The organism is Dermatophilus congolensis (assembly GCF_900187045.1).
GTDB classification, from domain to species: Bacteria; Actinomycetota; Actinomycetes; order Actinomycetales; family Dermatophilaceae; genus Dermatophilus; species Dermatophilus congolensis.
Genome location: NZ_LT906453.1, coordinates 1,988,442 through 2,010,748, shown reverse-complemented (window position 1 = coordinate 2,010,748; position 22,307 = coordinate 1,988,442). Strand labels below are relative to the sequence as shown.

At 60.6% G+C, this 22,307-nt stretch carries 24 protein-coding genes; 14 read left to right on the top strand and 10 right to left on the bottom strand.

All coding sequences use genetic code 11. The features are described from left to right. Window positions 1-4: 4 nt before the first annotated feature. On the bottom strand, window positions 5-2,149 hold the full coding sequence (gene tkt / locus CKV89_RS08615; protein WP_028326321.1) for a transketolase: 2,145 nt from the start codon (window positions 2,147-2,149) through the stop codon (window positions 5-7). A gap of 418 nt (window positions 2,150-2,567) precedes the next feature. On the opposite strand from tkt, the gene CKV89_RS08610 reads away from it, so the two are divergent. Beyond that, complete coding sequence (locus CKV89_RS08610; RefSeq protein WP_028326320.1) at window positions 2,568-3,527, top strand: heme o synthase; 960 nt, start codon at window positions 2,568-2,570, stop codon at window positions 3,525-3,527. An 18-nt stretch (window positions 3,528-3,545) separates the two neighbouring features. On the opposite strand, the gene CKV89_RS08605 is transcribed toward CKV89_RS08610, so the two are convergent. The 4 genes from CKV89_RS08605 to CKV89_RS08590 all read right to left on the bottom strand — a co-directional run bounded on the left by CKV89_RS08605 (window position 3,546) and on the right by CKV89_RS08590 (window position 6,533). Continuing rightward, the gene (locus CKV89_RS08605; RefSeq protein WP_051277083.1) at window positions 3,546-4,508 is read right to left on the bottom strand and encodes a COX15/CtaA family protein; all 963 of its coding nucleotides are present in this window, start codon (window positions 4,506-4,508) and stop codon (window positions 3,546-3,548) included. 213 nt (window positions 4,509-4,721) lie between these two features. After that, complete coding sequence (locus CKV89_RS08600) at window positions 4,722-4,901, bottom strand: hypothetical protein (protein WP_154657551.1); 180 nt, start codon at window positions 4,899-4,901, stop codon at window positions 4,722-4,724. Window positions 4,902-4,995: 94 nt separating this feature from the next. After that, window positions 4,996-5,769 carry an ABC transporter permease gene (locus tag CKV89_RS08595; protein WP_028326318.1) on the bottom strand — a complete coding sequence of 258 codons (774 nt, stop codon included), beginning with the start codon at window positions 5,767-5,769 and terminating at the stop codon, window positions 4,996-4,998. Further along, complete coding sequence (locus CKV89_RS08590) at window positions 5,766-6,533, bottom strand: ABC transporter ATP-binding protein (RefSeq protein WP_231935370.1); 768 nt, start codon at window positions 6,531-6,533, stop codon at window positions 5,766-5,768. Before CKV89_RS08590 ends, CKV89_RS08595 begins: the two co-directional genes overlap by 4 nt. Window positions 6,534-6,695: 162 nt before the next feature. Here CKV89_RS08590 and CKV89_RS08585 point away from each other — a divergent pair, with 162 nt between their 5' ends. The 9 genes from CKV89_RS08585 to alr all read left to right on the top strand — a co-directional run bounded on the left by CKV89_RS08585 (window position 6,696) and on the right by alr (window position 14,822). Next, the gene (locus CKV89_RS08585) at window positions 6,696-7,541 is read left to right on the top strand and encodes a helix-turn-helix transcriptional regulator (protein ID WP_051277334.1); all 846 of its coding nucleotides are present in this window, start codon (window positions 6,696-6,698) and stop codon (window positions 7,539-7,541) included. After that, a complete protein-coding gene (gene sufB / locus CKV89_RS08580) occupies window positions 7,538-8,959 on the top strand; it encodes a Fe-S cluster assembly protein SufB (protein WP_028326316.1) in 1,422 nt (473 codons plus the stop codon). Before CKV89_RS08585 ends, sufB begins: the two co-directional genes overlap by 4 nt. Then, window positions 8,959-10,149 carry a Fe-S cluster assembly protein SufD gene (sufD, locus tag CKV89_RS08575; protein ID WP_034400368.1) on the top strand — a complete coding sequence of 397 codons (1,191 nt, stop codon included), beginning with the start codon at window positions 8,959-8,961 and terminating at the stop codon, window positions 10,147-10,149. The genes sufB and sufD overlap by 1 nt, the downstream gene beginning before the upstream one ends. After that, window positions 10,146-10,478 carry a non-heme iron oxygenase ferredoxin subunit gene (locus CKV89_RS08570; protein ID WP_028326315.1) on the top strand — a complete coding sequence of 111 codons (333 nt, stop codon included), beginning with the start codon at window positions 10,146-10,148 and terminating at the stop codon, window positions 10,476-10,478. The genes sufD and CKV89_RS08570 overlap by 4 nt, the downstream gene beginning before the upstream one ends. Window positions 10,479-10,555: 77 nt before the next feature. Further along, entirely contained in the window at window positions 10,556-11,314 is a 759-nt protein-coding gene (gene sufC, locus CKV89_RS08565) for a Fe-S cluster assembly ATPase SufC (RefSeq protein WP_028326314.1), read from the top strand. 60 nt (window positions 11,315-11,374) lie between these two features. Next, a complete protein-coding gene (locus CKV89_RS08560) occupies window positions 11,375-12,676 on the top strand; it encodes an aminotransferase class V-fold PLP-dependent enzyme (protein ID WP_034400367.1) in 1,302 nt (433 codons plus the stop codon). Beyond that, the gene (gene sufU / locus CKV89_RS08555) at window positions 12,676-13,131 is read left to right on the top strand and encodes a Fe-S cluster assembly sulfur transfer protein SufU (RefSeq protein WP_028326312.1); all 456 of its coding nucleotides are present in this window, start codon (window positions 12,676-12,678) and stop codon (window positions 13,129-13,131) included. The genes CKV89_RS08560 and sufU overlap by 1 nt, the downstream gene beginning before the upstream one ends. A gap of 178 nt (window positions 13,132-13,309) precedes the next feature. Next, window positions 13,310-13,588 carry a metal-sulfur cluster assembly factor gene (locus tag CKV89_RS08550; RefSeq protein ID WP_051277332.1) on the top strand — a complete coding sequence of 93 codons (279 nt, stop codon included), beginning with the start codon at window positions 13,310-13,312 and terminating at the stop codon, window positions 13,586-13,588. A gap of 10 nt (window positions 13,589-13,598) precedes the next feature. After that, window positions 13,599-14,822: an alanine racemase gene (gene alr, locus CKV89_RS08545; RefSeq protein ID WP_197697045.1), complete on the top strand. Its 1,224-nt coding sequence runs from the start codon at window positions 13,599-13,601 to the stop codon at window positions 14,820-14,822. Between the two features lie 93 nt (window positions 14,823-14,915). Here the strand turns inward: alr and CKV89_RS08540 are convergent, their stop codons facing one another. Beyond that, window positions 14,916-15,410 carry a C40 family peptidase gene (locus tag CKV89_RS08540; RefSeq protein ID WP_034400551.1) on the bottom strand — a complete coding sequence of 165 codons (495 nt, stop codon included), beginning with the start codon at window positions 15,408-15,410 and terminating at the stop codon, window positions 14,916-14,918. A gap of 1,007 nt (window positions 15,411-16,417) precedes the next feature. Between CKV89_RS08540 and CKV89_RS08535 the strand changes: the two genes are divergently transcribed. The 3 genes from CKV89_RS08535 (at window position 16,418) to CKV89_RS08525 (ending at window position 19,685) form a co-directional block, all read left to right on the top strand. Beyond that, on the top strand, window positions 16,418-17,170 hold the full coding sequence (locus tag CKV89_RS08535; RefSeq protein ID WP_157728099.1) for a DUF4184 family protein: 753 nt from the start codon (window positions 16,418-16,420) through the stop codon (window positions 17,168-17,170). Window positions 17,171-17,297: 127 nt separating this feature from the next. Next, complete coding sequence (locus CKV89_RS08530; RefSeq protein WP_028326308.1) at window positions 17,298-18,119, top strand: PTS sugar transporter subunit IIA; 822 nt, start codon at window positions 17,298-17,300, stop codon at window positions 18,117-18,119. A gap of 12 nt (window positions 18,120-18,131) precedes the next feature. After that, window positions 18,132-19,685, top strand: a complete 1,554-nt coding sequence (locus CKV89_RS08525) for a PTS ascorbate transporter subunit IIC (protein WP_028326307.1) — start codon at window positions 18,132-18,134, stop codon at window positions 19,683-19,685. Window positions 19,686-19,745: 60 nt separating this feature from the next. Here CKV89_RS08525 and CKV89_RS11890 read toward each other — a convergent pair whose 3' ends face one another. The 4 genes from CKV89_RS11890 to CKV89_RS08515 are packed head-to-tail and all read right to left on the bottom strand — an operon-like array spanning window position 19,746 to window position 21,051. Continuing rightward, the gene (locus tag CKV89_RS11890; protein WP_154657550.1) at window positions 19,746-20,051 is read right to left on the bottom strand and encodes a hypothetical protein; all 306 of its coding nucleotides are present in this window, start codon (window positions 20,049-20,051) and stop codon (window positions 19,746-19,748) included. Beyond that, the gene (locus CKV89_RS08520; protein WP_028326306.1) at window positions 20,029-20,268 is read right to left on the bottom strand and encodes a hypothetical protein; all 240 of its coding nucleotides are present in this window, start codon (window positions 20,266-20,268) and stop codon (window positions 20,029-20,031) included. The genes CKV89_RS11890 and CKV89_RS08520 overlap by 23 nt, the downstream gene beginning before the upstream one ends. 49 nt (window positions 20,269-20,317) lie before the next feature. Beyond that, window positions 20,318-20,464, bottom strand: coding sequence for a hypothetical protein (locus CKV89_RS12290; protein ID WP_231935369.1), 147 nt, complete (start codon window positions 20,462-20,464; stop codon window positions 20,318-20,320). After that, complete coding sequence (locus CKV89_RS08515; RefSeq protein ID WP_231935368.1) at window positions 20,446-21,051, bottom strand: potassium channel family protein; 606 nt, start codon at window positions 21,049-21,051, stop codon at window positions 20,446-20,448. Before CKV89_RS08515 ends, CKV89_RS12290 begins: the two co-directional genes overlap by 19 nt. A gap of 166 nt (window positions 21,052-21,217) precedes the next feature. On the opposite strand from CKV89_RS08515, the gene CKV89_RS08510 reads away from it, so the two are divergent. Then, window positions 21,218-22,207, top strand: a complete 990-nt coding sequence (locus CKV89_RS08510; protein WP_034400365.1) for a DUF418 domain-containing protein — start codon at window positions 21,218-21,220, stop codon at window positions 22,205-22,207. The last annotated feature ends 100 nt before the right edge of the window (window positions 22,208-22,307 follow it).

Below are 22,307 nucleotides of genomic sequence, written 5' to 3'. Positions count from 1 at the left end.
TGAATCAGTTTCCTTCTACTGCAGCGATGGACTCTTTGGCAGCCGCAACGACTGCTTCGGTGGTGATGCCGAACTCGCGGTAGAGCGTGGCGCTGTCGGCGGATGCGCCGAAGTGGTCGATACCGATGACGCGTCCGGCGTCTCCGACGATGGTGCGCCACAGGGCTGGGTGTGCGGCTTCGACGGCTACGCGTGCTTTGACTCCGGTGGGGATGACGCTTTCGCGGTAGGACTCCTCTTGTGCTTCGAACCATTCGAGGCAGGGGGCCGAGACGACGCGGGCCTTGATGCCTTCGGTGGAGAGCTGTTCGGCAGCTTGGACTGCCAGGTGCAGTTCGGAGCCGGTGCCAATGATGACCACGTCGGGGGTGCCGTCGGTGTCAGCGAGGACGTATGCGCCCTTGGCGACTCCTTCGGCGGAGGCAAAGCGGGTGCGGTCCAGGGTGGGCATTGCTTGACGGGATAGGACGATGCCGGTGGCGCGTCGGTTTTCGAGGATTGTGCGCCAGGCGATGGCGGTTTCGTTGGCGTCGCCGGGGCGGACTACGTCCAGTTGGGGAATGAGGCGTAGTGAAGGTAGGTGTTCGATGGGTTGGTGGGTGGGGCCGTCTTCGCCGAGCCCGATGGAGTCGTGGGTCCAAACGAAGGTGGCGGGGATGTCCTGCAGTGCGGCCAGGCGCACGGCCGGGCGCATGTAGTCCGAGAAGGTCAGGAAGGTGCCGCCGTAGGGGCGGGTGAGCCCGGAGAGGGCGATGCCGTTGAGGATCATGCCCATACCGTTTTCACGGATGCCGAAGTGGAGGGTGCGGCCGTATTTGGTGCCGGAGAATTTGCTGGTGGAGTGTTCGGCGGGGATGAAGCTGGGTTGGCCGTCCATGGTGGTGTTGTTGGATCCGGCCAGGTCGGCTGACCCGCCCCATAGTTCGGGCATCACGTCGGCGAGTGCGGAAAGGATTTTCCCGGAGGCTGCGCGGGTGGCGAGGCCTTTTTCGGATGCTTCGAAGACGGGGAATGCTTCGGCGAATCCGTCGGGGAGTTTGTGGTCGATGAGGCGCTGGAGGAATGCGGCGCGTTCGGGGTTGGCTGCTTTCCAGGCGTCGTAGCGTCCTTGCCATTCTTCGCGGGCTTTGGCGCCTTTGGTGGCGAAAGATTCGCGGGTGTGGGTGATGACGTCGTTGTCGACTTCGAAGGTTTTTTCGGGGTCGAAGCCGAGCAGTTTTTTCATGTTGGCGATTTCGTCGGCGCCGAGGGCCGAGCCGTGGGATGCGCCGGTGTCCTGCTTGGTTGGTGCGGGCCAGGAGATGATGGTGCGCAGGATGACGATGGTGGGTTTGTCGGTGACCTTTTTGCCCTCGTTGATGGCTGCGGCGAGGGCGTCGACGTCTTCGACGTATTCGGAGGAGATGTTTTCTCCGCGCCAGTCGACGTGGCGGACGTCCCAGCCGTAGGACTCGTAGCGTTGGGCGACGTCTTCGGTGAAGGAGATGTCGGTGCGGTCTTCAATGGAGATGAGGTTTTGGTCGTAGATGAGGGTGAGGTTGCCCAGTTGTTGGGTGCCGGCTAGAGAGCAGGCTTCGCTGGCGACGCCTTCTTGGAGGCATCCGTCTCCGGCGAGGACGTAGATGTGGTGGTCGAAGGGGCTGGTTCCTTCGGGGGCGTCGGGGTCGAGCAGGCCGCGGAGGCGGCGTTGTTCGAAGGCCATTCCGACGGCGGTGGCTAGGCCTGAGCCGAGGGGGCCGGTGGTTACTTCAACGCCGTCGGTGTGGTGGAACTCGGGGTGACCGGGGGTTTTGGAGCCCCAGGTGCGTAGGGCTTTGATGTCTTCGAGTTCCAGGCCGATGCCTGCCTGGTAGAGGGCGATGTACTGGGTGAGGCTGGAGTGTCCTGCGGAGAGAACGAATCGGTCGCGTCCGAGCCAGTGAGTGTCGGACGGGTCGTAGTTCATGATGTCGTGGTAGAGCAGGTATGCGACCGGTGCGAGTGAGACGGCTGAGCCCGGGTGGCCGTCTCCTTTGTGCTGTACGGCGTCGGCCGCGAGGATTTTTGCTGTGTCGACGGCACGGTGGTCGGTGCTGGTCCAGCCGAGGGCGTCAGCTTTCAGCGGCTGCAACGAGGCGTCGCGTGTTGTAGCCGTGGAGTTTTCACTCATATTCAAGGTGCTCCTGATCCAAATCGTTGATGCAGGTGAGGCGTGGTCAGCGGGTTGGTGGCGCGGACCTTCTGCAACACCGGATGAGACACGGTTGTTCCCGGGGCGGGTGCCTTGCGGGTTTTCCTCTTTGACCCTATCGGCGCGTGTCGCAGCGCTCTTCACATTGTCGTGTGTTGTTCGCGGCACCGGGGTGTGTTTGTGGGCTCTGGCACACAAGCTGAGGGGTGTTGGCGACGAGGTTGGGGGGTCTGGGGCCTCGATGTGATCTGAGCCGCGTATGCTGGCCGTTGATCCGGCCCTCGGGTGGAGTGATCCTCATCACGTGCGGCAAAGTAGAAGGCTGCCGTGAAGGGTCTGTGCGAGGCTTCGTGCCTTTGCCTTTGGCGCCGCCCTGTTTCTCACATTGAAGGACACCGTGACTGCTATACAACCTCGAGCGAATTCGGCTCCCGGAGGGGATACCTCGCGGTCGTGGCGGCAGGTTTTGCGTGACTATGTCTCGTTGACGAAGCCGCGCATTATCGAGCTGCTGCTTGTGACGACGTTTCCCGTGATGTTTCTTGCTGAGCGGGGGGTTCCGTCTGTCGGTTTGATCGCGGCGACTTTGGTGGGGGGAACGTTGGCGGCGGCGTCGTCGAACGTTTTCAACTGTTATTTGGATCGCGATATCGATCGTTTGATGCACCGTACCGAGAATCGTCCATTGGCTACGGGTGCGGTTTCGGAGCGCGGCGCACTTGTTTTCGCGGTGTTGTTGGGCGTGGCTGCGGTAGTGACGTTGGTGTGGTTCGTCAACGTGTTGTCCGCGGCGCTGGCGTTGACTGCGCTTTTTTTGTACGTGGTGTTTTACACGATGGTGTTGAAGCGTCGGACGGCGCAGAACATTGTGTGGGGCGGGGCTGCTGGGTGCATGCCGGTGCTGATTGCCTGGGCTGCGGTGACGAACTCTATTGGCTGGGCTCCGATCATTCTTTTCTTGGTGGTGTTTTTCTGGACGCCGCCGCATTACTGGCCGTTGTCGATGCGTTTTAAGGATGATTACGCCGCGGCGGGTGTTCCGATGTTGCCGGTGGTGGCGCGGGATGTGTCGGTGGCGCGTCAGGTGGTTGTGTACGCCTGGGTGACTGTTGCTGTCTCGTTGGCGCTGATCCCGGTGGCCCCGATGGGGTGGGTCTACTCAGTGACGGCGGTTGCTTCGGGGGCGTTGTTCATCCGGGAATCGCACATGCTGTTGAAGCGGGCGAAGGATCCAGCGAACACCACGTTGACTGCGTTGAAGCCGATGCGGTTGTTCCATTTTTCGATCAGCTATTTGACGTTGCTGTTTGTTGGTGTGGCTGTAGATCCGTTGATTTTTGTGCCGCTTGGCCTGTGAGGGCCAGCGGCACCGGGACTACTTCGTGACGTCCGCTACCTGGGGTGGGGTGGCGGACGTTTTCGTTGCTGCGGGGTGGGGTCGCAGCGTGAGGTATGCCCAGGTGACTGACGCGGTCAGGACTGCGGCGAGAGTCATGTGAGCGAGCACGAGACCTTCGGGTACGGCCAGGAGGTATTGGGTGTATCCGAGCAGGCCTTGCAGGATGGTTACGGCTAGAACGGCGCTCCAGGCGCGGCGGGGGCCGTGGTCAGGGCTGCAGAGGTACACCGCGACGAGCATGCCGATGACGAGGCCTAGGAATGCGGTCACGAAGTCGGCGTGCAGCCATGAGACGGCTCGGATGTCGAAGTTGAGGCGGGCCGGTGTGGCTGCGTCGCCGGAGTGGGGCCCTGAGCCGGTCACAATGGTCCCGAGGATGAGCACCACGGCGTAGATGGCGATGATGGTGCGCCCGAGGATGGTGACGGGGCGGGGGAAGTTGCTGCTGGGGCGGTTTTCGTTGACGTATCTGACAACGAGCAAGGTGGCTGCGGCAACGAGAACCATTGAGGCGAGGAAGTGGAATGCCACGGTGGCTGGGTTCAAGCCAGTCAGGACGGTGATTCCACCGACGACGGCTTGGGCGAGGACGCCGAGAAGGATGACCATGGCTGGGGTGAGGTAGCCGCGTCCGCGGAGGTGTTTGTAGGCTGCGACGACGACGGCGATAGCCAGTGCGGAGAGCACGAAGGTCAGTGTGCGGTTCCCGAATTCAATGTATTTGTGGAAGCCTTCGGGCTGGGTTGCAGTGGGTACGAATGAGCCGGGGGTGCATTGGGGCCAGGTGGAGCATCCCAGCCCTGATTTGGTGAGGCGGACCAGCCCTCCAGTAACGACGATGCCCATCTCGGCGATGAGGTTGGCGATAAGGAGGGGGAAGATCCAGCGGGGGTCGGTGCTGGCTGCTGGGGGTGCGGGGGAGTTGGGTGTCTGGGTCACGCTGCAGACTCTACGGGGTGGGGTGCGGGTGGAGTATGTGGCGTGTTGCGCGGGTCGGGAGTGATTACTGTGCTTGAAACCGCGCCCCTTGTCTGCCCCGCAGTCATGATCTGCCTATGGGGCACTCATCCCGGGCCTGGGCCTCGTTCTTATGACTGTGTAAGAAAGTGTGGAGATAGTCGGGTCTCCTCCACACTTTCTTGGTGAAAAAGATCAGGCTGCGTTGATTTTTTTCACCATGTATGTCGCGGTTTTGAGGTTGAGTGCGGGCTCTTTGGAGCGCAGTTCCTTAATCGCGACGACTGGGTTTTGTGCAGGGTCGATGTCTGCCTCGGCTAGCACGTTGCGTGCCCAGTCGAATCCGGTTTTTTGATCGGAAAAAATAGAGTTCATGTCATTAACCGGGTTTGATCTGTCGCCGAAGATGAGGGACAACATGGCGGTTACTCCTAGCGTAGAAGGTTTTATTTAACGGCTGAGCGGCTGGTTAGTCGGACCAGCGGAAGAAGCGCGAGGCTGCCCATGTGGCTAGTGCCGCCCATGCGGTGAGCAGGATAAGTGCGGTGGGGTCTATCGCGTTGTGGAGTAGGGCTGCGCGGCTGCTTTCACCCAGGGCTGCGGCGGGTAGCCAGGAGATGAGGGGGGCCAGCCATGCGGGAAGGAGAGCGGGCGGGAACAAGATGCCACCGAGGCCGACGAGGAGAACCCAGATGAGGTTGGCCAGGGCGAGCACGGCTTCGGCGCGCATGGCTCCGGCTAGCAGGAGAGCGAAGGCAACGAAGCACCAGGTGCCAAGGATCCAGGTTGGCGCGAAAAGGAGAAAGCTCAGCGGTTCAGGGCGCCAGCCCAGAGCGAGAGCGGCAGCCGAGATGATGAGAAGCTGGATGACTTCCAGGGCGAGCACGGCGATGGCTTTGGCCCAGATGAGTCCAGTGCGGCCCAGGGGAGTGACACCCAGGTAGCGCAGTACGCCATTGCGCCTGTCGAATCCGGTGGAGATTGCTTGACCGGTGAAGGCGGTGGAGGTGATGGCTAGGGCGAGTACGCCGGGGGTGATGAGGTTGATGGGGGTGTGGCTGGTGGCGTGCGAGGTGGGCAGGTTGATGTAGGTGAACGCGGCCAGGGCCAGGAGGGGAAGGATGAGTGAGACGAGGAGCTGTTCGCCGTTGCGTAGCAGGGTGCCTAGTTCGAATCGCGCGTGGGAAAGGATGATGGCGCGGCGGGGCGCGGGGCCGCAGGGGGTGGTGGTTGTGGCGCTCATGCGGAGTCTTCCATGGTTGTGGGGTCGTTGATCCATTGCTGGGAGGTGAAGCTGCGGCGCTGGCGTGGGGTGAGGTTGAAGAAGGCGTTTTCGAGGGTGTCATTTCCGGCGATGTGCTGGACGGTTCCGTCGGCGACGACGGTGCCTTCGTTCATGACGACGACGTGGTCGGCGAGGCGTTCTGCTTCTTCGAAGGAGTGGGTGGTGATGATGACGCACACACCCGCGTTGCGTAGCTCTGTGACTAGGTCCCAGACGTCGAGGCGGGCGTGGGGGTCTAGGCCGGCTGCGGGTTCGTCGAGGAAGAGAACGTGGGGGCGGCCGATGATGGCGGCGGCCAGGGCTAGGCGTCGGCGTTGTCCGCCGGAGAGGCGCCGGACGGTGGTTTTTTCGAAGCTGGTTAGGTCGAGGCGGTCGGCGAGTTCGGATGGGGGGATGGGGTTGCGGTAGAGGTGGGCGAGGTGGCGTAGGAGTCTGCCGCTGGTGACGGTGTTGGGTAGGCCGCCGTCTTGGAGCATGACGCCGACGCGGGCGCGGTGTTCGGGGTTGACGGTGAGGGGGTCGGCTCCCAGAACGCGGACGGTCCCGGAGGTGGGTGCCTGGAGGCCTTCGAGGCATTCCATGGTGGTGGTTTTTCCGGATCCGTTGGGGCCTAGGACGGTGGTGATGGCTCCGGGGTTTGCTGACCAGGTGGCGTCGGCTACGGCTGTGGTGGTTCCGAATTGTTTGACGAGGTGCTGTACGAGCACGGCTGGACGTGACACGTGCCGGAGTCTATCTGCGGGGCGTGCTGGGTTTGGGTGTTGCGGGCTGTTGCATGCGGGTTAGGTGACCCTTCTTTGCTGGTTTCCAGAATTAAGTAAGAATGATGTTGCGTTTATCGCTGAGGTGTCTCGACAGTTCCGATCCGTCAGGAGGTTATGGCTATGGATGAAGCATCCACGTCTCGTCCTGCTGCCCGGGCGGAAACTCTCCGCGCAGCAGGCGCGGGCACCCGCGAACAGGTGTTACGCCGCATTGTTGAAAACGGTCCTATTACCGCAGCGCAGATCGCTGAAGACCTAGAACTCACTCCGGCAGCTGTGCGCCGTCACCTGACTGCCCTAGAAGAAGAGCAGTTCATTGCGGGCAGTGAAGCCAATATCTCTGGACGGGGGCGAGGTCGACCAGCCCGCGTATATGTGGTGACGGATGCGGCACACCGCAGTCTTGACGCCGCTTACGACGACATCGCACGAGCGGCCTTGCGATTTTTAAGCACCCGTCTGGGCCCTGAAGCGGTGGAGGAGTTCGCTGCTCAGCGAGCAGCGGATCTTGTTGCCACGCTAGCGCCGCAGGTAGAGAAAGCCGGACCGGACCCGATTAGCCGCGCCGTGGCATTGGCGGAGGCACTGACGGATGCGGGGTTCGCTGCAACTGCCCGCTCTGTGCAAGGCCCGGTGCCTGCAGGGTCAACGAGCGACGATGTCGCCACGGCGGGGGTGCAGCTGTGCCAGGGGCACTGCCCGGTGCAAACGGTTGCGGCTGAGTATCAGTCGTTGTGTGATGCCGAAGCAGCGGCATTCGCCGATCTTTTGGGCGTTCACGTGCAGCGCCTTTCCACACTGGCCGGTGGCGGCCACGTGTGCACCACATTTGTCCCTGCAATCAGGGTGCATCGTTCTTCCGGCGCAGATGTGTGCCGCACTTCTACACCGCGCGCAGTGCGAGCTCACGGGTCGCGGACACACAGCAATCACGAGATAAAAGATGATGAAAGGACTCCGCGATGAGCACCAACATCGAAGAGCTCAATCCGGGCCTGAAGGATCTTGGCCGGTATGAGTTCGGCTGGGCCGACAGTGACGCAGCCGGGGCAAGTGCTCGACGGGGCTTGAATGAAGATGTCGTCACTGACATCTCGAAACGCAAAAACGAGCCTGCATGGATGGAAAAGCTGCGCCTGAAGGCGCTGCGCCTGTTCGATAAGAAACCCATGCCCGCTTGGGGTGCTGACCTAACAGGTATCGACTTCCAGAACATCAAGTACTTCGTTAAATCGACGGAGAAGCAGGCCACCACGTGGGACGACCTGCCTGAAGACATCAAAGCCACCTACGACAAGCTGGGCATCCCGGAGGCGGAGAAGCAGCGTCTGGTGGCAGGTGTGGCCGCGCAGTATGAATCTGAGGTTGTCTACCACCAGATTCGTGAAGACCTCGAAGAAAAAGGTGTCATCTTCGTTGACACGGACACCGGCTTGCGTGAGCACGAAGAACTTTTCAAGGAGTACTTCGGCTCGGTCATCCCTGCCGGTGACAACAAGTTCGCGGCATTGAACACGGCCGTGTGGTCCGGTGGATCGTTCATCTACGTGCCCCCGGGCGTGCACGTGGATATCCCGCTGCAGGCGTACTTCCGTATCAACACGGAAAACATGGGCCAGTTTGAGCGCACGCTGATCATCGCTGACGAGGGCTCGTACGTGCACTATGTCGAGGGCTGTACCGCCCCGATCTACAAGACTGATTCGCTGCACTCCGCGGTGGTCGAGATCGTTGTCAAGAAAGATGCGCGTGTGCGCTACACGACCATCCAGAACTGGTCCAACAACGTCTACAACCTCGTCACCAAGCGCGCCACCTGCGAAGCAGGCGCCACGATGGAATGGGTCGACGGGAACATCGGCTCCAAAGTGACGATGAAATACCCGGCTGTGTGGCTGCTCGGTGAGCACGCCCAAGGCGAGACATTGTCGATCGCGTTCGCTGGCGAAGGCCAACACCAAGACACCGGATCCAAGATGGTGCACGCCGCCCCAAACACATCAAGCAACATCATCAGCAAATCCGTTGCCCGTGGCGGTGGCCGCGCTTCGTACCGCGGCCTCGTCCAGGTGGATGAAGGCGCACACGGCTCTAAATCGACCGTCAAATGTGACGCCTTGCTGGTTGACCTCATCAGCCGCTCGGACACCTACCCGTACGTCGACATCCGTGAAGACGATGTCCAGATGGGACACGAAGCGACTGTTTCCAAGGTCAGCGAAGACCAGTTGTTCTACCTCATGTCCCGAGGCCTGACCGAGGACGAAGCCATGGCCGTGATCGTGCGCGGGTTCGTTGAGCCCATCGCACGTGAGCTGCCTATGGAGTACGCCCTTGAGCTGAACCGTCTCATCGAGCTGCAGATGGAAGGAGCCGTCGGCTGATGCCGCTCGTCACCCCAGAAACCGTAACGCCCTCTACAGGGCAAGGCTTTGTTCCAGAGCAGTCCCGCGCTGAACGCACACGTTCGTTTACTCCATCTGACTTCTCTGTTCCGCATGGGCGTGAAGAAGACTGGCGTTTTACCCCGGTGGATCGCCTCGGGGACTTCTTCGCCGAAGGTGAAACATGCGCACCACCCCAGGTGCCCGCTGATCTTCCCGAGGGGGTCATTGCCTCGATTGTGACCCTGGAAGAGGCACGTGAGCTGGGCGCCCAGCCTGGTGGAGACCGTGCTGCCGCAGTCACCGCAGCCCGAGCTGGCGCAGTGCTACGCATCGACATCCCCGCTGACGCTGATGTCACTGAGCCGATCCGTGTGCCCACGGTGGGGCAAGGCCAGGCAGTGTTCTCACACCTGCTCGTCACGGCGGGACGGCACTCACGCGCTCGTCTTGTGCTGCGCCACACCGGCTCGGCACGTTTGGGCTCTTTGGTGTCGATCGTTACTGACGATGGCGCAGACCTATCGGTGGTCTCACTGCAGGAATGGGACGACGACGCCGTTCACCTTGCACAGCACGACGTGGTTGTGGGGCGTGATGCCTCGGTACGACACATCGCGGTGAGCTTGTCCGGCAAGATCGTGCGGGTCAACACGAACGCCACGTATGCCGGAACCGGTGGCCGTTTTGAAGGCCTGGGCGTGTACTTCGCTGATGCCGGCCAGCATCTCGAACACCGTCTTTACGTCGACCACTCTGAGCCGCACTGCTACTCCAACGTGGAGTACAAAGGCGCCCTGCAAGGCGAAGAAGCCCACACCGTGTGGGTGGGAGATGTGCTCATCCGCGCCGCAGCTGAAGGCACCGAGACGTACGAGATGAACCGCAACCTCGTTCTTACTGACGGTCCACGCGCGGACTCCGTCCCTAACTTGGAGATCGAGACCGGTGAAATCGTCGGCGCCGGGCACGCTTCCACAACCGGACGTTTCGACGATGAACAGCTCTTCTACTTGATGAGCCGCGGTGTCGGAGAAGACGAAGCACGCCGCATGATCGTGCACGCCTTCTTTGCTGAGGTCATCAAGAAGATCGGTATCGACGAGGTCGTGGATCGACTCACCGCAGCAATTGAGGTTGAGCTGGAGGCATCTGCGCGCATCAAAGCTGAGCAGGAGTCACAGGCATGAGCGAGGCGTTCGAGCTTGTCTGCGCAGTGGCGGACCTACCCGAAGTCGGTGGCGCACCGGCAGTGGTCGGTGACGTGCGCATGGCAATCGTCCGCGACGAAGACGGCCAGGTGCATGCGATTGATGAGCTGTGCACGCACGGCGCGGTCAGCCTCGCTGAGGGCGATGTTGAGGGCTGCGAGGTCGAGTGCTGGCTTCACGGCGCCCGCTTCGACCTGCGCTCGGGCCAGCCGCAGTGCCCTCCCGCGTTCGCGCCGGTGGGCGTGTATGCGGTTCGGGTGATGGACGAGAACGTGTACGTCGACCCCACCCGCCGCATCAACGCTTGATTTCCGTGTTCCCCAGCACATGCGGGGACGCACCTTTTGAACTTCCGAACTTGCACACGCGAGGAGAGATCCGCGAAATGTCCACTCTCAAGATTGAAGGATTGCGCGTCTCGGTTGACACCGAGAGCGGCCCCAAAGAGATCCTTAAAGGCGTTGACCTCACCATTAACTCTGGTGAGACGCACGCTGTGATGGGACCGAACGGTTCCGGAAAGTCCACGTTGGCGTACTCGCTGGCCGGGCACCCGAAGTACAACGTGATCGGCGGGTCGGTCACTCTCGATGGCGAAGACGTGCTGGCGATGAGTGTTGACGAGCGCGCTAAGGCGGGCGTTTTCCTTGCGATGCAGTACCCGGTCGAGGTGCCGGGTGTGTCGGTGAGTAACTTCCTGCGTACCTCCAAGACTGCTATTGACGGTCAGGCACCGAAGCTGCGCACCTGGGTTAAAGAGGTCAAGGAGGCGATGGCACGGTTGCAGATGGACCCGGCCTTCGCTGAGCGTGACATCAACTCCGGGTTCTCCGGCGGTGAAAAGAAGCGTCACGAGATACTGCAGCTTGAATTGTTGAAGCCGAAGATGGCCATTCTTGACGAGACTGACTCGGGCTTGGATATTGACGCGCTGCGCATTGTTTCTGAAGGCGTGAACCGTGCCGCTGAAGCTAATGAGATGGGCACGTTGCTCATCACGCACTACACCCGCATTTTGCGGTACATCAAGCCGGACTATGTGCACGTATTCGTCAAGGGACGTTTTGTTGAGCACGGCGGCCCGGAACTGGCGGAGGAGCTGGAAGCGAACGGTTACGACCGTTTCGTTAACGCGAACGCCTGATCGCTTTTTCCTGTACCGGCAAGGCATGCCTTGCCGGTACCAATTCCTCACGGAGGTCACATGACCAGCACGTTCACGCAGGATGATCTTGCGCGTATCCGAGCTGATTTTCCGGAATTGGCGCGGACAGTCCGCGGTGGCCGCCAGCTGGTGTACCTGGACTCGGGAGCGACGTCGCTTAAGCCCCAGGTCGTTATCGACGCCGAGAGCGACTATTACGCGCACTACCATGCCGCGGTGCATCGCGGGGCGCACGCTATCGCTGAAGAGGCAACAGAGGCCTACGAGCAGGCACGCGCAACGATCGCCGGTTTCGTGGGCGCTGAGGTCGACGAGATTGTTTTCACGCGGAATGCGACAGAGTCGATCAATCTCGTTGCCTATGCGTTGTCGAACGCGGTTGCGCCTGGAGCCCTTGATGGTGTCGAGGAGTCGTTAGCTGCGCGGTTGCGTGTGGGCCCCGGGGACGAAATCGTCATCACCGAGATGGAACATCACGCAAACCTTGTCCCGTGGCAGGAGTTGTGCCGCCGCACAGGGGCCAGACTGCGGTGGGTGACGTTCGATGCTTCCGGAAGAATCCCTGATGAAGCCTGGGATGAGGTGCTCAACGAGAGGACCAAACTGGTTTCTCTGACCCAGGTGTCGAACGTGCTTGCCACCCGTAACGACGTCGCTGCGGTAGTGGCTAAGGCGCATGCCGTGGGGGCGTTGGTGCTCGTGGATGCGGCGCAGTCAGTGCCACATATGGCGGTCGATGTGCGCTCTCTGGGTGCGGATTTCGTTGCTTTTACCGGTCACAAAATGCTTGGCCCGCTTGGGATTGGCGTGCTGTGGGGTAGGCGTGAGCTGTTGGCTGCGATGCCGCCATACACCACGGGCGGGTCAATGATTGAGCTCGTGCGGATGGAGAAGACGACGTACCTTCCTCCGCCGACCCGTTTTGAAGCAGGTACGCCAGTGGTCTCGCAGAGCATTGCACTGGCTGCTGCTGCTCGTTATCTCTGTGATCTGGGTATGGACAAGGTTGAGGCCCATGATCAGGAGTTGATGGAGCATGCGCTTGAGGTTGCGGCACAGCGTCCGTGGATGACGGTGCTGGGGCCGTTGGAAGCCTCTGAGCGTGTTGGTGCGTTGGCTTTTACGGTTAAAGATGTGCATCCGCATGACGTGGCGCAGATTCTTGATGATTCCGGTGTCGCTGTGCGTAGCGGTCACCACTGTGCAGGGCCGCTGCACCGCAAGCTGGGTATTACGGCTAGCACGCGGGCCAGTTTTTCTGTGTACACCACTCATGACGAGATTGATGCCTGGGCGGCGGCTTTGGATCGGATCCCGTCGATTTTCGGGGTGAGCCTGTAATGGACATGTATCAGGAATTGATCCTTGATCACAGTAAACATCCGCAGCATGCGGGGTTGCGTGCTCCGTTTGGTGCGGAGGTGCATCACGTCAACACCAGCTGTGGTGATGAGATCACGCTGCGGGTTCACTTGTTGAACGCGGAGAAGGGTGCCGAAGCTACGGTGCAGGACGTCTCCTATGACGCGCAGGGGTGTTCGATTTCGGTGGCGTCGGCTTCTGTGCTGGCGCAGGAGATTATTGGGCACCCGCTGGGTGAGGCGATGCACACCTATGAGGCGATGAAGGCGATGCTGACCAGCCGGGGTAAAGATGCAGGGGATGAGGAGACCATCGGGGATGGTGTCGCGTTCGCTGGGGTTTCTCAGTATCCGGCGCGGGTGAAGTGTGCCCTTTTGTCGTGGTCGGCGTTCACTGATGCTGTTGCTCGTGCCGGTGGATCTATCGATTGCTGACCGGCAGCTTCGGGCTGTGAAATAGACACAGGGGTTACTGGCGCGTTGGGCGCCGTCCTATCAGGAGACATATATGAGTGAAACCAGCCCATCTGGTGATGAGACCACAGACGCGAATCCGTATGAGGACAAGCCTGCGGTGACATCGCTGCCAACATCGGCTGATGTAGAAGAAGCCATGCGTGATGTGGTTGACCCTGAGCTGGGTATCAATGTGGTCGATCTTGGCTTGGTGTACGGCGTTGTTGTTGATGGTGAGCGTCGAGCCACGATTGATATGACGTTGACGAGTGCGGCATGCCCGCTTACGGATGTCATTGAAGAGCAGACTGCTATGGCGCTGAGCGGAATTGTTGACGATCACCGTATTAACTGGGTGTGGATGCCGCCGTGGGGCCCGGACAAGATCACCGAGGATGGCCGGGAGCAACTGCGCGCTCTAGGGTTCAACGTGTGATGATTCCGGGGTGAATACCTCGACCGAACATGCATTGTCTTTTTCTCTGTCCGACGTGGTGGAGGAGGGGCAGAGTGGCCCTTCGTGGGCTGTGGTTCGGCTAGATCGCCTCGCTTCGAACTTGCGTACGATTCGTTCGCACGTGGGGTCGGGGCGAGGTGTTTTGTTGCCGGTGAAAGCCGATGCGTATGGGCACGGCGCGGTGGCGGTGTCGCGTTTTGTTCAGGAACGCAAGCTGGTGGAATGGCTTGGGGTGGCGACGGTCGCGGAGGGGTTGGAGCTGCGCAAAGCTGGTGTGGAGCTACCTATTCTCAAAATGTCTCCGGCGCTTCATAGTGAGCTTGAGGTGGGGTTGCGAGCTGGGGTGGTGTTGTCAGTGCAGTCAGCTGCAGAGGCGGATGCTGTGCAGGCAGCGGTGGCGGCGTTGCGGCAGGCGGGGCAGCAGTCGTATTGGGATGGCCCGGTGCCGGTGCAGTTGAAGATCGATACGGGGATGCGTCGGGTGGGGGTGGAGTTTATGCATGCGGGGGTGTTGGCTGCGCATGTTGCTGTGAGGTGTCCTGATCTTCGGGTGCAGGGTGTGTTCACGCATTTCGCTGTTGCAGATGACCCCGAGCCTGGATGTGTGGCGTTCACTGAGGAACAGATCGCACGGTTTGGTGAGGCTGTTCCGCAGATTGCGGAGGCGTTGGGGTATTTCCCTGAGCTGGTGCATGCGGCGAACTCCGGAGGCGTGTTGGCGTATCCGCAGTCGTGGGGGTCGATGGTGCGCCCAGGCATTTTGGCGTACGGGTATTACCCGGATGTGCAGACGGTACGTTCAGTGCCGGTGGAACCGGTGTTGCAGTGGCGTGCGCCTATTTCTGTTGTGAAGACCGTGGCGGCGGGGGAGACGGTGTCATATGGGCGGACGTGGACGACTCCGCGGGAGACGGTGATCGCGACTGTGCCGGTGGGGTACGCCGATGGGTATCGGCGGGGGCTGTCGAATGTGGCGCGTGCGTGTGTGTCGGGACGGTCGGTGCCGGTGGTGGGGCGTGTGTGTATGGATCAGTTGTTGCTTGATCTGGGGCAAGGTGCGGTTGAGTCGATGGGTACTGAGGTGGTGTTGCTGGGTGGTGCAGGTGATGGGTGTTTTGGCGCTGATGATATGGCGCAGGCGCTGGGGACAATCTCGTATGAGGTTCTTACCGGGATTGGTCGGCGGGTTCGACGCACGTATGTGGGGGAGTAGTTCTGTGAGTTTTTGATTCAGGTGGGTATAGCTCAGGAGCGCACCGGGTGTATCGGTGCGCTCCTGAGCTATCGGTAGGGAGTGCTGCTGTTATCAGCGGACGCGGCCGTATGAGGGGGACCCGTACACCTTGACTAGCTTGACGTTCTGGCCGGTGCGGGGGGCGTGCCACATTTTTCCGTTACCGGCGTAGATGCCGACGTGGTACTTCTGGGAGCTGCCGTAGAAGACGAGGTCGCCGGGGCGTGCGGTGCTGCGGGCTATGCGCTTGGTGGCCCGGTACTGGGCTTGGGCGGTGCGGGGCATCTTCTTACCCACGCGGGCGTAGGTCCACTGGACGAGGCCGGAGCAGTCGAATGCGCGGGGGCCAGCGGCTCCGTAGCGGTAGGGGGTGCCGCGTTTGGTGGCCGCGACGCTGACGGCCTGGACGCCCATGCGGGCGGAGAATCCAGCGGCTTTGACGCGGGTGGGGACTGGGGTTGCTGCGGAAGCTTGCGACGGCGCGGTCGTGGCGGCTACACCGCCAGAAAGTCCGAGGGCTAGAAGTCCGGAGATGGCAATTCGCGCAGGGGCAAAATTCTTGTTCATTTTCGTGGTGTTTTCCAGGAGGCGCTTACGAAGCATGACCTGTCGGGTTCGGGATATCACTGGTTCCCGGTGATCGTGTTTACCGATCACTTCACCCCCAGGACTTCTCTAGGAAGTCCACAAGATTGGGTGCACCGTTCCTACCACCAACACATTTCTGTGTAGGTACTGCCGGGGAATGGTGGTAGGACTCAGCGTCATTCTCCGGCGACCGCCTCAGGGGTGGCGGCCAGAAAGAAAGCTAGACCATGCCCGGATTGAAACCAATCCGTTATCTGTCGATGAGTGTCGATTGTGACGCCAGTCACATCGTTACGAGATCGTGACCTGCCTGTTTCCGTTTTGCATCTTGTGTAACAGGGTTGCGCAAAAACTTTCACACAAGCGATTTCCCGCTACCGCAGTCGTTTTTAGCGCTGTTTATGTCAACTGTGAAGGGGCTGGGAAAAGACTGACTGTCGCGTGCTCTCTCATGATTGCGCGGTGCTCACCTGCAGATATGTGAATAGTTATCCACCTATAGACATATAGACACTCTTTATCTGTAATGCGATGGGCTGCAGTCGTGTTCCTGGCTAGATGGGCGGTAGCTGAGAGTCTCCTTGCCCTTTACGTGAGACAACCCTTGACGTTGTGGGTCACCAATCAATGACGCCAAACCGTGACCCACCGTGCTGAGAGGAGCCGCACACTCCTCAGTCGCAACAAAACATCACTACACGCAGAAACGATCCTTTTCCGTGCCCGCTAGCAGCGAACACAAACCCCTTCCGTGAATTTATTAATGCGCCCTAGTTCACAAGGAAGGGAAAAGTGCAGCGCATGAACATAAAACTCGCCAAAAGAAGTACGGAAAAAGTATCTAAGTAGCCACAGCAGGTAAAGCGGGCATGTGTACATCTCTCACGCAAAACCAAGCCCACCAATCATTTTCAATAAACTCACGCCGCCCATCCCCAGAGGTACCCGACAGCAACCACACCGCAGTGCCCTTTTACCCTGCTGCTATGCCGGTAACCTTCGCTCACCCCGCCGCCGTACTGCCACTGCTACGCACCCCCATCCCCTTCGCTGCTTTGAGCATCGGCGCAATGATTCCCGACACCCCCTTGTTTATCCCCTGGATACCCATCACATACGACGCCACCCACACGCTCACCGGCATCCTCACCTTTGACCTCATTGCAGCCAGTGTGCTCTGGTACCTCTGGTGGGCCCTCATTCGTCACCCTCTAGTTGATGCAACCCCCGAGCCGTTACGACGGAGAATCGCTCTCACCCAGCAACGCCCACCCCTAACTCTGGTCGCACTCGGATCTGCTATCGGTGCAGCAACCCACGTCATCTGGGACGAATTCACACACGTCGGCCGATGGGGAGCCGTAACAATTCCCCTCCTCGCCGATACTCACGCTGGACTCCCCGGATACAAATGGGCCCAATACATCAGCGGCATAGGCGGCCTGAGCGCACTAGCCATCGCCGCCTTCATTCTCACGCTGCGCGCACCCGCTGGCCCTACCGTGCCCCGCCAACACCCTTATGCAGCACTACTCGTAGTAGCCCTTCCCGTCCTGGCCGCAGCTGCCGCAACAATCGTCACCGCCCTACCCGTCCTCGCCTCCGGAGGTGAACTGCGCGACCTGCTCTACGGCGCCATCACTCGCTCGGCCCTCGCCGCAACAGCTGCCCTCATTGCCGCCTCAGCCGCATGGCACCTCGCCGTCAAGAAAAACCGCCACGCCGCCATCGCGCCCTAACCGCACCAACCGGAGACTCAAGCCACACATGTTCCTCTTCTCACATAAACCCCCACCAGTATTCGCACCCCAACAGCCCGATTCGTAGGCTGAAACCGCAAATCCCTCACCGGATGGAGACCCCCTCATGTCACGCCTTAAAGAACTCCTCCCCATCGAAGCGGTCAACGTCAATATCACCGCACCCGACTGGCGCTGCGCCATTAGTGAGGCCGGAGCCCTCCTTAACGCCACCGGCACCGCAGACCCGGCCTACACCGACGCCATGATCGCCACCGTCGACACCCACGGCCCCTACATCGTCATCGCACCCGGCTTCGCGTTCGCCCACGCCCGCCCCGATAGCAGTGTCCACCACACCGGCATGTCCGCTATCCGACTCACTCACCCCGTCGAATTCGGCAACCCCGACAACGACCCCGTCACCCTCATCGTCGCCCTGGCTGCCACTGACAGCGACGCCCACCAACAAGCCCTCGCAGAACTGGCCGGACTCCTATCCGACCCCACCCGCCGTGCAGCAATCGAAACAGCAACAACCGCCACCGAACTACACGCCGCACTCACCACAGACCCCACCAGTCAGCCAGCCACACCAACCCCACCCACCCCCGTCACCCCCAAGATCGAAACCCCAAGCACACACGAAAACGCCATCCCCAGCAAAGGATTCATCCTCACCGTTTGCGGAAACGGCCTTGGAACCAGCCTGTTCCTCAAAAACACACTCGAAAGCGTCCTGACCACCTGGGGATGGGACAAATACATACGCGTAGAAGCAACCGACACCATCTCCGCTCGAGGCCGAGCCAAAGAAGCCGACGTACTGCTCACCTCAGGAGCCATCGCCGCAGCACTAGGCGAAGTAGGAGTGCCCGTCGTCGTCATCGACGACTTCACCTCATCCCCCCAAATCGACGCCGCCCTGCGCTACGTCTACGCAGTCTGAACGGAAACAGACATGAACATCATCGCCGCCACAGCGCAATTCATCGTCAACGAAATCCTCGCCGTCCCCGCATTCCTCATCGGCATCATCACCGCCGTAGGACTCATCGCGATGAAAAAGTCCACAGGACAAATCATCGCCGGCGCCCTCAAAGCAACCCTCGGATTCCTCCTCATCGGCGCCGGAGCCAACCTCGTCGTCAACTCCCTGGAACCCCTCGGCATCATGATCCAAGGTGCACTCGGCGCCCACGGAGTGGTCCCCACCAACGAAGCAATCGTCGGCATCGCACAGAAAAAATTCGGCGCCCACGTCTCCTGGATCATGATCCTCGGATTCGTCGTAGCACTCCTGCTGGCACGCCTGACACCCCTGCGCTACGTCTTCCTCACCGGACACCACCTGCTCTTCATGTCCACACTCATCACCGTCGTCATGATGTCCTCCGGAATCCCCGCCCCCATCGTCGTAGCCCTCGGCGCAACCCTTCTGGGCGTCCTCATGGTCTCCCTACCCGCCCTCGCGCACCCCTGGACCCGCAAAATCACCGGCGATGACTCAGTAGCAATCGGACACTTCGGCACCCTGGGCTACATCGCCTCCGGCGCAGTAGGCCGCGCAGTCAACGGCTCAGGAAAAAGCCCCTCCACCGAAGACGTCAAAGTCCCCGAATCGCTCCGATTCCTCCGCGACTCCATGGTCGCCACCGCACTATCCATGGTGATCATGTACCTCGTCGTCGCCGTAGCCTTCCTGCTACGCACCGGCGAAAAAACTGCCTTCACCGCCTTCGAAGGCGGCGCAACCAACGTCGGCAACTACCTCATGCACTCGGTCACCCAAGGTCTACAGTTCGGCATCTCCGTAGCAGTCATCCTCTTCGGTGTGCGTACCATCCTGGGAGAACTCATCCCCGCCTTCCAAGGCATCGCAGATAAAGTTGTCCCCGGCGCAATCCCCGCGCTCGACTGCCCCATCGTCTTCCCCTACGCCCAAAACGCCGTCCTGATCGGCTTCATCGCAAGCTTCACCGGAGGGCTCGTCGCGCTCCTATCCCTAGGACTATGGTTCGGTCCCACCTTCGGCCTGGCTCTCATCCTCCCCGGCCTGGTGCCCCACTTCTTCACCGGCGGCGCCGCAGGCGTATACGGCAACGCAACAGGTGGGCGCCGAGGCGCAGTCGCCGGCGCATTCGTCAACGGCCTACTCATCACCTTCCTGCCCGCCCTGCTCATGAAAGTACTGGGCGACCTCGGCACCGCAAACACCACATTCGGTGACACCGACTTCGGCTGGTTCGGCCTCATCATCGGCTACGGCTCCCGCCCGGGCACCGTATGGGGAATCACCGTCGCCGCGCTCCTAGCGCTAGCACTGCTCACCGCAGCAATCATCGTGCAGCGCAAACTCGTCGACACCCACTGGGACCCCGCCCCCGCCCGAGGGAACACCCCACTGGCTGCCACCCCACAAGCAACCCCACCCACCAGTGCCCCCACCGCCAACAAGTACCCGAAAGTTCTTCCCCCCGAAGGTGCCCCCACGCCACCACCAGCGCTCAAGTAAAAATAACCACAAAGGTGGGGGCCTGACCCGCATTGGGTCAGGCCCCCACCTTTGTGGTTATCACGAGTGCTGAGAACCGAAATAAAAACCAGTAATCGACCCCACTACCGACACAACAACCGGCACAACCAAAGCCGAAACATCTTTAATTTCATCCCACGAACGCCACCCAAAAATCACCGCGACCATCGGCAACACCGTCACGACGATAAACAAACACAGCGCAACCCCAACGATCCACGACCGTTTACGCTCCCGGCTTCTTTCCACCGGACCAAGGGAGGGGCCTTCACTGACAGAGTCGTTCTGGGGCGGATACTCCTCTACCGGAAGCTCAGTCTCTTCACCCAACGAACTGAACCTCACGGATGGCGCCATCAGCTTCACGCACCAAAATCGCCCCGCCCTTCTTCAAAGCATCCTGAAGAAAAGCCTGCGTGGCCAAAGCCTGCCGAATCGCGTCATTGGGGTTCAAGCCCTGCGTCTGCGCGATCTTGTCCAGGTTCTTGGAGTCACGGTCGCGCAGGTTCGCGGTGATACGGCGAACAGTGTTTCCCTTGCGAGCGACGTTCAGCGATTCCATTTTGACCCTCCTCACAAACGCATCAATTTGATGCGAATATGTGTTGATATTACGCGTCAGTGCGCGACTGCGGCAATACCGACGAGTATGCCTTCCCAGCAGACTCCGCAGTCCTCTGTTGCTCAATCATCTCCGTCAACCTCTCCACCTGCGCAGTCAACTCAGCAACCCGCGCCGTCAACTGAGCCACATCCACCGAGCCCGCACCTCATCAGGAACCGCCAACCGATCCGTCAACCACGACGCCAACGACGCAGTCACCGAACCCAACAAAGCAATACCGCCAATCATCATGCCCGCGGCAATCAAACGCCCATGCATAGTCACCGGATACGCATCCCCATACCCAACCGTCGTCATCGTCGCCAACGCCCACCACACCGCATCCCCATACGTATCAATATGCGCACCCGGCGCACCCCGCTCGGCATCCAACATCGCCAGCGCCCCAACAAACGCCAAAAACAACGCCCCACCCACGATGTACACCACAACCCGCCCTCGCAGCATGGCCGCAGACGTGCGATGCACCACCACCAACACCGTCAACAACCGCAATGGCCGCAGCATCGGTAACAAAACCACCAATAACTCAATCGGACTGTGCAACAAAAACCGACAACGCTGCCGCGATAAACACAACCGCACCCCGTAATCGAGGGCAAACAGCCCCCATGTCACATCCATCACCACCGCAGAAACCTCGTGCCACCGCCGCGAAATCCCCGGATCCAAAATCGGCCACGCAAACGCAACCAAAAACAGCAGCGCCACCCCCGTCATCCACGGTCCCGTTCGCCTCTCCCACGCACGCCGCCGCGACTCCGCGCTGCAATCCATACACGGATTATCGCCAGCGCCACCAACTCAACACACCGACCACAGGAACCCTCACCGATGCGGTAACCCGCCAATCCTTGTGTGCCACAAAGCTTCTACGGTTACCTATATGGCCACCCCTCCCGCTCACCGCTACCCCTTTCTTGACACACTGCGAGGATTCGCCATCGCAGGCATCCTCTTCGTCAACATTCCCGACATCACCTCCCTCTGGCACGACGTAGATGCCCCCATCAATCTCACCCCCGACAGCCTGCTCCACGCATTCCACGCCACCATCACCGGTCGATTCATGCCAATCTTCATGATCCTCTTCGGAATGTCCCTCACCTTCATCGCGCACTCCGCGCGACGACGCGGTCGCTCACCATGGATCGTGCTCACGCGCCGACTCGCTGCCCTGCTACTCATCGGCATCGCCCACCAAATCCTCTACTCCGGAGAAGTACTCGGTCTTTACGCCACAGTGGGCCTACTCCTTATTCCAGCCATCCTTCTGGCTAGCCCCCTCGTGCTCCTCGCCCTCGGGGTAACTCTGAGCTTGCTCGCGTTTGTGTTCGCCGACGGGGGAGTGGCGGCCACCCCAGGAGTCATCCTCCTAGGTGCCGCCGCCGCGAGATATGACATACCAGCCCACCTCGAACACGCAGGCCGCCGAATCACGATCGCTGCCACCCTGACTGCTCTAGCCTCAGCTGCAGCACTGTGGTGGCAATGGCAAACCCCTGAAGACCCACGCTCCACCACCGCCGGCGCAGTCGCCGGGATGCTCACTGCCATGTTCTACATCCTTGCCCTGGCCTTGCTGTGGCAAACCCCAGCACGCAACGCGCTACGCGCAGTATGCGAACCGCTCGGGCGCACTGCATTCACCTTCTACCTCACTGCCACACCGCTGGTCCTAGTCGCAACCAACCTGCTCGGCCTGGAGAAAATCACCGACCTGCGCCTAGCAGCCGTCCTCGCCATCGTCATCCTTGCTTTGCAGCACCTTCTTGCCACGCTATGGCTATCGCGATTCCCCTACGGCCCACTGGAATGGATCTGGCGACGCATCACCTGGTGGGGAGCCACACCCAAAGTCACACACGCGAAATAACCCAACCCTTAGTCGTTGGTAACTAGCAACTAAATTGTTTAGATGGCCCAGGGGGGTACGCCGTCAAACACGCACGGCACCAACCAACCCACACTGCAAA

What these genes read in the sequence shown, in the direction of transcription:
- tkt (WP_028326321.1), bottom strand. Translation starts at nt 2,149, where the DNA reads ATGAGTGAAAACTCCACGGCTACAACACGCGACGCCTCGTTGCAGCCG.
- CKV89_RS08600 (WP_154657551.1), bottom strand. Translation starts at nt 4,901, where the DNA reads ATGAACTCTATTTTTTCCGATCAAAAAACCGGATTCGACTGGGCACGC.
- CKV89_RS08595 (WP_028326318.1), bottom strand. Translation starts at nt 5,769, where the DNA reads ATGAGCGCCACAACCACCACCCCCTGCGGCCCCGCGCCCCGCCGCGCC.
- CKV89_RS08585 (WP_051277334.1), top strand. Translation starts at nt 6,696, where the DNA reads ATGGATGAAGCATCCACGTCTCGTCCTGCTGCCCGGGCGGAAACTCTC.
- sufB (WP_028326316.1), top strand. Translation starts at nt 7,538, where the DNA reads ATGAGCACCAACATCGAAGAGCTCAATCCGGGCCTGAAGGATCTTGGC.
- sufD (WP_034400368.1), top strand. Translation starts at nt 8,959, where the DNA reads ATGCCGCTCGTCACCCCAGAAACCGTAACGCCCTCTACAGGGCAAGGC.
- CKV89_RS08570 (WP_028326315.1), top strand. Translation starts at nt 10,146, where the DNA reads ATGAGCGAGGCGTTCGAGCTTGTCTGCGCAGTGGCGGACCTACCCGAA.
- sufC (WP_028326314.1), top strand. Translation starts at nt 10,556, where the DNA reads ATGTCCACTCTCAAGATTGAAGGATTGCGCGTCTCGGTTGACACCGAG.
- CKV89_RS08560 (WP_034400367.1), top strand. Translation starts at nt 11,375, where the DNA reads ATGACCAGCACGTTCACGCAGGATGATCTTGCGCGTATCCGAGCTGAT.
- sufU (WP_028326312.1), top strand. Translation starts at nt 12,676, where the DNA reads ATGGACATGTATCAGGAATTGATCCTTGATCACAGTAAACATCCGCAG.
- CKV89_RS08550 (WP_051277332.1), top strand. Translation starts at nt 13,310, where the DNA reads ATGCGTGATGTGGTTGACCCTGAGCTGGGTATCAATGTGGTCGATCTT.
- CKV89_RS08540 (WP_034400551.1), bottom strand. Translation starts at nt 15,410, where the DNA reads ATGAACAAGAATTTTGCCCCTGCGCGAATTGCCATCTCCGGACTTCTA.
- CKV89_RS08535 (WP_157728099.1), top strand. Translation starts at nt 16,418, where the DNA reads ATGCCGGTAACCTTCGCTCACCCCGCCGCCGTACTGCCACTGCTACGC.
- CKV89_RS08530 (WP_028326308.1), top strand. Translation starts at nt 17,298, where the DNA reads ATGTCACGCCTTAAAGAACTCCTCCCCATCGAAGCGGTCAACGTCAAT.
- CKV89_RS08525 (WP_028326307.1), top strand. Translation starts at nt 18,132, where the DNA reads ATGAACATCATCGCCGCCACAGCGCAATTCATCGTCAACGAAATCCTC.
- CKV89_RS08520 (WP_028326306.1), bottom strand. Translation starts at nt 20,268, where the DNA reads ATGGAATCGCTGAACGTCGCTCGCAAGGGAAACACTGTTCGCCGTATC.
- CKV89_RS08515 (WP_231935368.1), bottom strand. Translation starts at nt 21,051, where the DNA reads ATGACGGGGGTGGCGCTGCTGTTTTTGGTTGCGTTTGCGTGGCCGATT.
- CKV89_RS08510 (WP_034400365.1), top strand. Translation starts at nt 21,218, where the DNA reads ATGGCCACCCCTCCCGCTCACCGCTACCCCTTTCTTGACACACTGCGA.